Origin of the sequence: Victivallis vadensis (assembly GCF_003096415.1) — a bacterium.
Taxonomy (GTDB): Bacteria; Verrucomicrobiota; Lentisphaeria; order Victivallales; family Victivallaceae; genus Victivallis; species Victivallis vadensis.
In genome coordinates, this window is the sequence record NZ_QEKH01000044.1 from 20671 (window position 1) to 32047 (window position 11377).

Annotated in this window: 11 protein-coding genes; 7 read left to right on the forward strand and 4 right to left on the reverse strand. The window is 61.3% G+C overall.

Annotated elements, in window-relative coordinates:
• The 3 genes from iorA (at nucleotide 1) to C8D82_RS18565 (ending at nucleotide 4273) form a co-directional block, all read left to right on the forward strand.
• Complete coding sequence (iorA, locus tag C8D82_RS18555) at nucleotides 1-1761, forward strand: indolepyruvate ferredoxin oxidoreductase subunit alpha (protein WP_207776185.1); 1761 nt, start codon at nucleotides 1-3, stop codon at nucleotides 1759-1761.
• Between the two features lie 154 nt (nucleotides 1762-1915).
• Nucleotides 1916-2974, forward strand: a complete 1059-nt coding sequence (locus tag C8D82_RS18560) for a GntR family transcriptional regulator (RefSeq protein ID WP_116885797.1) — start codon at nucleotides 1916-1918, stop codon at nucleotides 2972-2974.
• Between the two features lie 6 nt (nucleotides 2975-2980).
• Nucleotides 2981-4273: a Gfo/Idh/MocA family protein gene (locus C8D82_RS18565; protein ID WP_116885787.1), complete on the forward strand. Its 1293-nt coding sequence runs from the start codon at nucleotides 2981-2983 to the stop codon at nucleotides 4271-4273.
• 9 nt (nucleotides 4274-4282) lie between these two features.
• Here C8D82_RS18565 and cobI read toward each other — a convergent pair whose 3' ends face one another.
• Nucleotides 4283-4984, reverse strand: a complete 702-nt coding sequence (cobI, locus tag C8D82_RS18570) for a precorrin-2 C(20)-methyltransferase (protein WP_116885788.1) — start codon at nucleotides 4982-4984, stop codon at nucleotides 4283-4285.
• Between the two features lie 213 nt (nucleotides 4985-5197).
• Here cobI and C8D82_RS18575 point away from each other — a divergent pair, with 213 nt between their 5' ends.
• Together C8D82_RS18575 and C8D82_RS18580 are read left to right on the forward strand one after the other, a co-directional pair.
• A complete protein-coding gene (locus C8D82_RS18575) occupies nucleotides 5198-6433 on the forward strand; it encodes an acyl carrier protein (protein ID WP_116885789.1) in 1236 nt (411 codons plus the stop codon).
• 76 nt (nucleotides 6434-6509) lie between these two features.
• Nucleotides 6510-6800: a helix-turn-helix domain-containing protein gene (locus C8D82_RS18580; protein WP_116885790.1), complete on the forward strand. Its 291-nt coding sequence runs from the start codon at nucleotides 6510-6512 to the stop codon at nucleotides 6798-6800.
• Here the strand turns inward: C8D82_RS18580 and C8D82_RS18585 are convergent.
• The 3 genes from C8D82_RS18585 to C8D82_RS18595 all read right to left on the reverse strand — a co-directional run bounded on the left by C8D82_RS18585 (nucleotide 6797) and on the right by C8D82_RS18595 (nucleotide 9860).
• Nucleotides 6797-7363 (reverse strand): hypothetical protein, encoded by a 567-nt coding sequence (locus tag C8D82_RS18585; protein WP_116885791.1) that lies wholly within the window; start codon nucleotides 7361-7363, stop codon nucleotides 6797-6799. The genes C8D82_RS18580 and C8D82_RS18585 overlap by 4 nt on opposite strands.
• Nucleotides 7364-7368: 5 nt before the next feature.
• Nucleotides 7369-9078: a hypothetical protein gene (locus C8D82_RS18590; RefSeq protein WP_133245289.1), complete on the reverse strand. Its 1710-nt coding sequence runs from the start codon at nucleotides 9076-9078 to the stop codon at nucleotides 7369-7371.
• 89 nt (nucleotides 9079-9167) lie between these two features.
• Nucleotides 9168-9860: an esterase/lipase family protein gene (locus tag C8D82_RS18595; protein ID WP_116885793.1), complete on the reverse strand. Its 693-nt coding sequence runs from the start codon at nucleotides 9858-9860 to the stop codon at nucleotides 9168-9170.
• A 165-nt stretch (nucleotides 9861-10025) separates the two neighbouring features.
• Between C8D82_RS18595 and C8D82_RS18600 the strand changes: the two genes are divergently transcribed.
• Nucleotides 10026-10262, forward strand: coding sequence for an FmdB family zinc ribbon protein (locus C8D82_RS18600; RefSeq protein ID WP_116885794.1), 237 nt, complete (start codon nucleotides 10026-10028; stop codon nucleotides 10260-10262).
• 3 nt (nucleotides 10263-10265) lie between these two features.
• A complete protein-coding gene (gene rsmA / locus C8D82_RS18605) occupies nucleotides 10266-11096 on the forward strand; it encodes a 16S rRNA (adenine(1518)-N(6)/adenine(1519)-N(6))-dimethyltransferase RsmA (RefSeq protein ID WP_116885795.1) in 831 nt (276 codons plus the stop codon).
• Nucleotides 11097-11377: the final 281 nt, after the last annotated feature.

The window sequence follows — 11377 nt, forward strand, 5'->3', positions numbered from 1 at the left end:
ATGATGGAAAAACAACTGCTTTCGGGCAATGAGGCGATCGCGCGCGGCGCGTGGGAAGCCGGCGTGAAGGTGGCGGCCGGATATCCGGGCACACCCTCCACCGAAATTCTGGAAAATCTGGTCAGGTTCAAACAGGACGTCTACTGCGAATGGGCCCCGAATGAAAAGGTCGCGCTGGAGATGGCCGCCGGGGCCGCGTTGACCGGCGTCCGCGCCCTGGTCACGATGAAGCACGTCGGGCTGAACGTCGCGGCCGATCCGCTGATGACGCTCTCTTATATCGGCATCGTCGGCGGGCTGGTGATCGTGGCGGCGGACGATCCGGGGATGCACTCCTCGCAGACCGAACAGGACACCCGGCAGTACGCGCGGCTGGCGAAGGTGCCGGTTTTCGAGCCGGGCAACGCGCGCGAAGCGTCGGCTTTCATCAGGCGGGCGTTTGAGATCAGCGAAAAATACCGTACTCCGGTGATCTTCCGCACCACCACCAGCGTCAGCCACTCGCGCGCGCTGGTCGAAGTCGGAGCGCGCACCGGGGCCGGGACGGCGAATTTCGAGAAGAATCCGCCGCAGTTCGTGCCGATTCCGGTCTGGGGGCGCAAGCTGCGCGTCCGGGTCGAGGAGCGGGTCGCGGAGCAGGCGGCCGAAGCCTCCCGCGCCGCCGACTTGAACTTCGTGCTGCGCGGGACGGAAAGGGGGGGGCTGGGAATCATCTCCTCCGGTCTGACCGCGCTGCACTGCACCGATATCTTCCCGGAGGCGGATATCCTGAAGCTGGGCTGGTCGTGGCCGTTCCCGGATGAACTGATCCGGAGATTCGCGGCGGAGCACGAGTCGGTCGCAGTGATCGAAGAGGCCGACCCGATCCTCGAAGAACATGTGAAGTCGCTCGGCATCGACTGCCGGGGCAAGGATGTGGTGCCGCGCGTCGGGGAGCTGGTGCCGCTGAAGCTCAGGGAGGTGCGCGCGAAATTGTTCGGCGAATCCTTCGCCCCGCCGCAGCCGCCGCCGGAAGATTTGCCGGGGCGGCCCCCGATCCTGTGCGCCGGGTGCCCGCACCGCGGCGTCTTCTACGCGCTCGGCAAGTTCGACGTGATCGTGACGGGCGATATCGGCTGCTACAGCCTGGGCGTGTTTCCGCCGCTGTCGCGCACTGACGTGATCCTCTGCATGGGCGGCGGTTTTTCGATGTCGCAGGGGATGGTCAAGGCGGGGGAGAAGAGGCCGGTGGTCGGCATCGTCGGCGATTCGACCTTTTTCCACTCCGGCATCACCGGATTGCTGGACATCGTCTACAACAAAGGCAATTCCACTTTGATCGTGGTGGACAACCGCACCACCGCGATGACCGGCCATCAGGACCACCCCGGCACCGGGCGGACCCTGATGGGCGAGCCGACCGCCGCCGCTTCGATCGAAAAGATCGCCGAAGCGTGCGGCATGAAACGCATCCGGGTGGTCGATCCCTATCGGCTCGACGAAGTGGCCGCGGTGTTGAAAGAGGAACTGGCGGCCGATGAGCCGTCGCTGATCATCTCCCGCGCCCCCTGCCTGCTCAAAGAGCGCAAGCCGGTCGGCCCGGTGCAGGAAATCGACCACGAGGCGTGCCGGAATTGCCGGAGCTGCCTGAAACTCGGCTGCCCCGCAATCGAATCTTCCGGCAAATCGAAGCCCGCGATCAACGCCCAGCTCTGTGCCGGCTGCGATATGTGCCGCCAGGTGTGCCGCTTCACCGCGATTCACGAAAAGAGCTGCTGCTGAGGGATTTCGCTCCGAAAGGAGCGAAATCTCCGCCGAAAAGGCATTGAATTGCCTGATTTCCCTGATTCTTCTCTTGACAACGGGGAAATCCTGTGTCATACTATAAGCATGTTGTATCAATGTTGCATATAAATATGATGACAGTGTGATCAAAATGCAGAAAGCGAAATACCAGGAAATTGCGGGGGCGCTGGAAAACGGCATCCGGAACGGGGAGTACCGGGGGCGGCTGCCGTCAGTGCGGCTGCTGGGGGAGCTGTTCGGGGTGAATCCGCGGACGGTCCTGCGGGCGTTGCAGCAGCTCACCGCGGGCGGATTGATCGTGCCGAACGGCAATCGCGGTTTTCTGATCCCGGAAGAGGGAAGCCGCCGCCCGGTTTCGGGGAACATTGTGATTTTCCATCCGGGACCGGTCAGCGACAATCCCGGGCAGCTCGACCGGCTGATCACTGAGGCGGGGATGCGGCCGATTTCGATCAGCACGCCCGCCGCCGATCTCTGCGGAGTGCGCTCCTTCTGGGAGACGCTGAGCGCGGACGGGGTGATCTTCATGAACAGTTCGCTCGACCGGGAATCCGCCTACCAGCTGAAACTTTCGGGGATTCCCTTTGTGGCCGCGAACCGGATGCCGCGCGAATGGGGGGTGAACTGCGTGGAGTTCGACCATGAAAGCGCGCTGCGGCTGTTTCTGAAAGCGTTGATCCGGCGCGGGCGCCGGAGGATTGCGCTGCTGAACCCGCGCTATCCGCTGCACTACTTCCGGGAAATCATCTTTTCGGCCTACTTTGAAGTGATGAACGCCTATGCGATCTTCGACCCGGAACTGTTCGTCTATCCGGATGAATCGCAGCCCTATGAGGCGGCGCTGGCCGCCGGGGTGGAGCGGCTGCTGGCGCTGCCGCGCCCGCCGGATGCGATCTACAGCTCCGTGCCGGAACCGGAACTGCGCCGGATTCTGGCCGAACACCGCGTCACGCTGCCGAAGGCGGTGGAGTGCGGTTTCTCCCGGATTTTCGAGGAACCCGCGCCGGACGGCGGTGAACCGGGCCTGGTCTACCGCTACGACCGGTTGCGCGAATCGCTGTGGCGACTGCTGCAACTGGTGATCGCCGATCCCGTGCGCACTCCCGAAACCCGCCTGATCCCGGTGCCGGTCATCGGGCCGGACGGAGAACTCCTGACCGCCGCAACCAACTCCCAACCGAGGAATTAAGTCATCATGATTACCGCGATTATCGTCGGAGCCGGCCACCGGGCGCTGATCTACGCCGGCTATGCCCTGAAAGCTCCGGAAGAACTCCGCATCGTCGGCGTCGCCGACCCCTCCCCCGAACGGCGCGCGCTGGCGGCGCAACGCTTCGGACTCACCGCCGAACAGTGCTTCGAGTCGGCGGAGGAGCTGGCCGCCCGCCCGAAGCTGGCCGACGCGGTGATCAACGGCACCATGGACCGCCAGCACGTCCCGACCACCCTGCCGCTGCTGGAACGCGGCTACGACGTGCTGCTGGAAAAACCGTTCGCGGTTTCCGAGCAGGAGCTGCGGCGGCTGGAACAGACGGTCCGCCGCACCGGCCGCCGGGTGATGATCTGCCACGTGCTGCGGTACGCACCGTTCTACGCCGAACTCAAACGGCGCGTGCTCGCCGGTGAAATCGGCGACATCGTGACGCTGGAGACCGCCGAACATGTCAGCTATCACCACTATTCGACCGCGTTCGCCCGCGGCAAGTGGCGGCGGGAGGATGTCTGCGGCTCCTCGTTCCTGATGTCCAAGTGCTGCCACGACCTCGATCTTCTGACCTGGTTCAAGAGCGGGGTCGCCCCGGTCCGGGTCGCAAGTTTCGGCGGCAGGCGCTTTTTCACGCGGGAGAACGCCCCGGCGAACTCCGGCGAACACTGTCTGCTGGACTGCCCGGTGGAAGCGGAGTGCCCCTACTCGGTGCGCAAACTCTATTTGAACCACCCGGACCGCTGGGTGTTCTACGTGTGGCCGGAGCTGGAGGATTCCGGCGACCTCTCCATCGAATCCAAGACCGCCCGGCTCCGCGATCCGGCCAATCCCTATTCGCGCTGCATCTGGAAGCTCGACAACAACGTCGCCGACCGCCAGTCGGTGCTGGTCGAATTCGCCGACGGTTCGGTCGCCACCCACAACCTGGTCGGCGGGACCTGCCGCCCGATGCGGAAAATCCATCTGCTCGGCACCGCCGGGGAGCTCGAAGGCGTGTTCGACGACAACAAGTTCACGCTCCGCCACATGGACGCCCGGCCCGGACACGAATTCACGGAGCAGGTGTTCGACCTCGCCGACCTCGGCGACACCACCGGAGCTTTCGGCGGGCACGGCGGCGGCGACGAGCGGCTGGCGGCGGATTTCGTCTCCCTGCTCTCCGGCCGCACCCCGTCGATCTCCTGCACGATGCTGTCGGATTCGATCAACGGGCACCTGATCGGCTTCCTGGCCGACCGCTCGATGAACTCCAATCAGGTGATGACTCTGCCGCGGGAGTGACGCCGCGCCTCACCTGCGGCACAGCAGCATCGACAGATACTCTTCCGGGCGGGCGGCGATCTCTTCCGGGTCGCCGGAAACGAACTCGTCGTCCAGCCCCAGATTCGCCCCGTAAGTGACCCGGTATCCGCCCTGCGACAGCAGCCTGACCAGTTCTTCGCGGGTGCGGTAGCATTTCAGGAGCACCGAAGTTCCATGTTCCTGCAGCATCGCGGCGAGCTTTTCCGATTCCGGCGGAACGGCGGTCGGGATGATCCGCAGCACCTCCCGGTCCTCGACCAGCGCGGTCGCGGTGGCGGCGGCAAGCGCGCTCCACGAGTTCACCCCCGGAATAATCTCATATTCCAGCTCCGGCTCCATGCGCCGCAGCGCGCGCAGCAGATAGCTGCAGGTGCTGTAGGTCATCGGGTCGCCGATCGTCACGAAAGCGGCGTCCTCTCCCCGCCGGATTCCGGCCAGAATCAGCGCGGCGTGCTCGTCGATCCGCGCGAGCCGCTCCCCGAAATCTTTGGACATCGTGAATTCCAGCTCGGTGCGCTCCGCCGTAATTCCCGGCAGCGCGTCGAGAATGCGCCCGGAGATGCTCCGGTCGCTCTGCCGCGATGCGACCGAATAGATCGCCTTGACCGAACGCAATGCGTCCGCCGCTTTCAACGTGACCAGCCCGGGATCGCCCGGCCCGAGTCCGATTCCATAAAACTTACCCGCCATATTCCGCCTTTTCCAGCTAAAGATTACAGTTCAATCCTCATACGGGAAATATGCCGTTTCAATCCGGTAAAATCAACCTTGCAATCAGCGATCCGCCGAAAAAAAGCAAAATAATTTCTCCTCTTACGTTGCTTTATTGATAAATAACGTTATCTTATGGATAACAATAAAAACAATTTTCACAGCATATCGAGAATCAGGGAGAACAGCATCATGTCCAATCATCTGGTCTTTTCCGTCTGGCTGATCATGCTCGGGGCGGCCCTCCAATGGGGAAACATCTGGTGGACCTGCGGAGTGATCGCATGCGGCCTATTCACACTCCTCCTCCGGCGCCGCGGCAGAACCTCAAACACATTGCCGGAATACGCCGCTCAGATCCCCGAAGAGTTGTTTTCCGTCCCGCCCCTGATCGCCTCAGGGCCATTTCTGGAGCAGAATGAACTGGATGGACAACTGCAGCAGGCGGAAAACCGCCTCCGACACTGGGAAAGCCACTCCCGCAACTTTGCTTTTCTTATCGCGGTGTCGGGAATTGCGGCAGTCGCCGTAACCGCATGGCTGACCAGTTGCCGCCAATTATTCACGGCCCTGCTCCTCTGGGGAAGTCTGGAAAGCATTCTCCTGCTCTTCTGTCTTGGCGTGAAACGGTATCTCCGAAATCAGTTGAAACACCGGAGCATCGACCTGCAATCAACACGCGCCCAATGGCTGCTCAACCATCCCCGTCCGCCTCTTTGTCTTGACCGGCAGCAGGACCGCGACCACTTCTGCCGTTTCTACCCCGGCAAGGCCGAAGCACGCTGGGCCTGTATTCTGACCGAATTGGCCGGAATCGATTTTCTGGTTTATCCTCAGGATTCACTCCGGCTGGCCGCCGGGGGCGGTTATGCACAATTCCTGCAGCAGACGGCACGGCATGGCTTGAAAATCACCGGAACCACCTTTCATGAAGTCATTCGCAGTATTCTCGGCCAATCCCCTTCCGCCCTGCCGGAAGATCTCGCAGTCGCCGGAACAGCCTCCGCACCTCCCTTATCCACTTTTCTGGTTAAAGTCCGGAAAAATATGCTTCGCAAAAACTGGAAAAGCCTTTCCGAAGAGCTGCTGCTTCAGGAGATTCAGCAACGGCCGGAGATGTCGGTACGGCTGTTCTGCTCTTACTGGCCGACCCGGGAACAAGCCGTAATTGCACTGGCAATCCGGGAACTGGCGATTCAGAATATGGACCGCCCGGCAACAATGATGTGCTATCCCAACGATCCCGCACCATTGCTGCTTTACGTCGACCTCGACTCACTGGAGTCCGCTGAATTCATCCTCGGCATGGAGGAAAAGTTCCACATCAGAATCACCGATGCCGAGGCGGAAAATCTGCTTTCGGGCAGCTTTGCCGAGATTGTGGAGTATGTCCAGCGCAAACAGACCGAACCAATGGAAAAATCCTGAGATTCTTCCCGGCGTTATTTTACTTTTTCAACAGATACCAGTATTGTAATAATTGCAACACCAAGGAGAAAAGTCAATGGATATTCTGCCAAGGATCATCGGCTCGCAAAGCCGCGCGGAGATTCTGAGGCTGCTTTTCACGCCGGATGCTCCGACCTTTTATTTGCGCAAGCTGGCGCGTGAAGCGGGGCTGAGCGCCCCGGTCATCCATCGGGAGCTGCAGAGCCTGCTGGAACTGGAGCTGGTCCGCCAGAATTCCGACGGAAACCGGGTCAACTTTTCCGCCAATACCGGCCATTTGCTCTATCCCGTGCTGTGTGAGCTGGTCAGGCTGGCCGGACAGATCCCCAAAAGCGGTTCCGCCTAGAACAGCTCCTTCCGCCGTTTGCGCACTTCGGCCACGGCGATATCGGTGAGTTTCAGCAACGCGTTCTGCTGTTCCTCGCGCGACAGGGCGAGGAAACTTCCCATCACCCGGTTTTCCAGCGGAGTCAGGCTTTCAAAGGCGGTCGGAGCCGTTTCCGCCCCCGCCATCTCCTCCATCCACGCGATAACCTTCTTCTGCTCCGGTTCGGCGAGGACGTCGAATTCGTCCAGCAATACCTTCTGGTCGCTGAACATCTCCACCAGCTCGTGATGGCGGCGATAAGCGGGGCCGACGCGCGGCGGCGGCTCATGGGCCGGTTCAGGGCCGACCAGATAGGGCTTCAGCGCCGGGTAGATCTTGTCCCAGGTTTCCGCCCGCGCCCGGCGGGTCTTTTTGGAAATGAAGCGGCGCAGCAATTCGATGCGCACGCCGGTCACACGCGACAACTCATTCAAAGACAGAGCATTGGCGCAGCTCTCAAACGCATTGGCCACTTCATCGTTCAACTTCTGGATCGGGGCGGGCTCTTTGCGCCCGGTTTCTTTGGTCTGGTTCTCTTTCATCGTATCTAATCCAATTCGAATTGCTGATCGAGGGCGGCCGCCTTCTGCATCAGCTGTTTGAATTCCGGTTCGGTATAGTGGTAACGGGTGTGCAGATAGCTGACCACCCGGCGGCAGTTTTCCGGATTCTCAAGCTCCAGCGTCTCGACGGAACCGTCGACCAGAATCACGTTGACCGCATCGGCGTGATTGAACGGCCAGTCGATCACCAGCGGCAGCTTCGGATTCGATTTCCGGTTGAATCCGCCGAAATAAACATAGGAACAGTTGTCAAAGGTAAAACTTTCGGTATCAGCCGCCGCCTCATCCTCCGTCCCCGGACAGATCAGCGCGGAAGGCGCAATCAGCCCGGCTTCCAGCAGCGTTTTCAGCCCGGCAATCCCCTCCTCCGCCGGGAAACGGCCATCATGTTCCGCCGCATATTTCTCCAGTGCGTCCGCCAGCGGCTTGAGCTGAAGACGGCACTTCTGCTGTGCGGCCTTGTCATCAAGCATTTCCCGGTGCTCAGTCAAATAGGGCGAAACCAGTGTGATCAGCCCCACCGCCGGGATCAGCGCCTGCTCGGCGAACTCCACCTGATTCAGATCCCAGTTGCTGCGGCTCACCGTCAGCTTGCCGTCCGGCTCGTTGCGGAACACGGTCAGCTCCTGCTGGTCAAGCTCCGCCAATGCCGCCGCCGATTCGGCTCCGGTCAGGGAAGCAAGCTCATTCCGGAGCAGCGCGAGCCCGCCGCCGGAATACAGGAAGCCGCTGCCGCTTTCCGGCAGCCCTGCGGCCAATTTGCGGAATTCCGGCGTATCGGCAAGGCGCGGCGCGCTCTCATCCGCCAGATAGTCGAGCATATCCTGACTCGAATAGAGGTAGAGCCGGCCGTCGTCGAAATGCAACTCCGGGCGCCAACTGATGCCGAACCGGTTCAAAGGCCCGAAAACGACCCGGTTCTCCCCGCTCACGGTTCCCGGCACCAGCTGGGCGACTCCGGCCAGATAGCGGAAAAGCCGGCCGCCGGCATCGGGCAGCGTAACCAGCAGCCGTATGCCTTCGAGCGTATCGGCGGAAGCATCCCCGTCCGCGGTCACCAGAACGCTCCATTCACCGGAAATTCCGGCCAGCAGCGGCTCCAGCGGCGTTTTGAAGATGGAATCGGCCAGTTCGTCCCCCTGCCGGGAAGTCGTCTCAAGCTGCTTCAGCGCCCGGGCCAGCACCACCGGCTCCAGTGTCAGGTCGGCAGCGAACACGGTATCGGCCGGCAGCGCCCGGAACTCCTCCCGGAGCGGCCGGTTTCCGCTGCCGGTCAGCCCCCACAGAAATCCCTGCGGTTCACGCGGCAGCGCCAGGAACATACGGTTTTCAAAGAGACCGGACTCCCCTTCCAACGGTACGGAACTGGCGCCGCAGGCGGCAAGTTCGTCAACCCCGGCCAATTTCCAAGCCAGCGCAAACGCGGCGCTGAACTGCTGGAGTTCGCGCACGAACTCCGGCGGCAACTGGCTGTCCGGCGACGCCAGCGAAAGCTCCAGGCCGTGGAACAGCCGTTCCAGCGATGCGAACAGCCGCACCGGATTTGAAATCTTATAGTAAGTCCCCCCGACCTGAATGCGGCGGGCGGCCTGCTCATACGGCTTCGCCGCTTCCGATGTTGCGGAACTCCGGCACCCGCCGGCGAGCCACAGCATGGAACCGGCTGCGGCAACGGCTAAAATTCGAGTCAACATGGACTGCCCCCCGGATGATAGTGTGATTCAGTACAATATGCCACTGTATAAATATAAGTTGCAAACCGCTCCGCCGCAAATCCGCGGCTCTATTTTTTACCGATTTTATCCGGCTCGAAACATCCGAAATCGAGGAAATTGAGGATCAGCCGCTGCGCCTCCGGCTTGTTCATCATGAAAGCGTGCGCCGAATCGATCACGACCCGGTCGCACTCCGTGCCGAGCCGGGTGGAGCTTTCGCTGACCTTGCTGTCGCGGCTGCCGACGATGATGCCGATTTCAACGCCGCTCGGCACGGGCAGCCGGTGGACCGCCGCCTCCGGCGTATCGGCCAGATCCGGCAGCGAACGCACCAGCACCCGCGAAGGAGGGAAGTGCGACACCCACCAGCTCGCGACCTCCGAACCGTGGTGGGGCGGAGCCAGCATCACCACCCGGCCGATCCCGTCCAGACGCCCCTGCCGGGCCAGCCGGTCAAGCGCGACGCGGGTCAGCAGACCGCCCATGCTGTGTGTGACGATATCCAGCTTCGGGCAATCGAGCTTCATCAGGAAATCGGCCAGTTCGACGCCGTGCGCCTCCACCGGCTTGCGGGTGGTCTTGTAGTCGTAGACATAGACCTTCCGCCCCGCCCGGCGGAGCGCCGCCGCAAACGTCCGCATCACGATGCCCCGGTGAAGCAGGCCATGCACGATCACGACCGGCGGATGGTCGGAGGGTATCTCCGGCTCGTACACTTCAAACCGGCGCTGCCCGAGCGCATATTTCAGCAGTGATTCCAAATTTCAGCCTCCCCGGGATTGCATTTTCCTGTCTGATGTTTCAATAAAAAGATAACGCCGGACAGTGAAAATGCAAGTTTTCCGCTTGCATTTTCCGGCGGGAAACGGTATTTTATTGTATCTTTGCCACAGTCAACCAATTGAAGCATAGAATAGAGGTGCGACATGCCTATTTTCCGTTATCACTGCCCGAAGTGCGACGAAACCGTGGAGCTGCTGGTGCCGCGGTTCGACTCGGAGGCGGAATGCCCGAAGTGCGGTTCTCCCGAGCTCGAAAAGCTGCCGAGCGTTTTCGCGGCGGTGACCCAGACCGGCCCGGCCGGATGTCCGTCCCGGCGCGACTGCCCTTCCGCCGGAAGCCACCAGTGCGGCTGCGGCTGCGGCTGCCACGGCGGGCACTGATCCATGAATAAGCAACAGCTCACCGCCGCGCTGGAGTCGATCGGGATGCGCCCGGGGCGCGGCCTCGGCCAGAACTTCCTGCTCGACGGCAACCTTCTGGATTACATCGTGCGCCTCAGCGCGCCGCAGCCCGGCGAAACCGTGCTTGAAGTCGGTCCCGGCTTCGGGGCGCTGACCCGCAAGCTGCTCGCTTCGGGGGCCGATGTGTATGCGGTCGAATTCGACCACCGCATCGCGGAATATCTGCGTACCCATCTGGAGGCGAACAACTTCCACCTGACCGAAGCGGACGCCTGCCGGGTCAATTACCTGGAACTGCTGCCGCAGGGGCGCCCTTTCCGCGCGATCGCCAATTTGCCCTACTCGATCAGCACGATCTTCATCGCCCGGATGCTGGATCTCCCGGCGCCGCCGGAGGCGATGTTCTTCATGCTCCAGCGCGAGATGGGTGAACGGCTCGCCGCGCCGGTCGGAACCAAGGATTACGGCGCGCTTTCGGTCCGCACCCAGCTCCGCTACGAGGTGAAACTTGAAAAAATCGTGCCGCCGGAGGTGTTCTTCCCGCCGCCGGAGGTGGACTCCGCGATCGTCTCCTTCCGCCGCCACGAGCGTTATTCGGCGGACAAAGAGCTGTGCCGGCTGCTGCCGGGCGTGGTCAAAACCGTTTTTGCGCAGCGCCGCAAACAGCTCGGCAAGCTGCTGTCGAACAACTACGGCAAAGAGAAGGCGCTTCCGGCGCTGGAGGCGCTGAACATCCCGACCGAAACCCGGCCGGACAAGCTCTCCGTCGATCAGTACGCCCAATTGACCCGGCTGCTCTTCGACCTGCCCTGACCTTTTCCGTAAAACACTCCCGCCGTTTCCCGCAACCGATAACAAAGGGCGGAAACGGCGCGCGCCCTTTTTTATTCTCCAATGCTTTATGCCTGCCGTTTATGCCAAAATTTGTATTAATCCAAATTATTTCGTATCGTGTCTAAGCATTCATTAAAAGCATTTTCTCCATTATCTGTAAAAATTGATAATGTCCCAAATTTTGTGATGGGATGTGTTGTTTGACAAGGTTGCATCTGCCTTTTATTTTGAGTAACTCAAAATCTCAACATAAAGGGAAT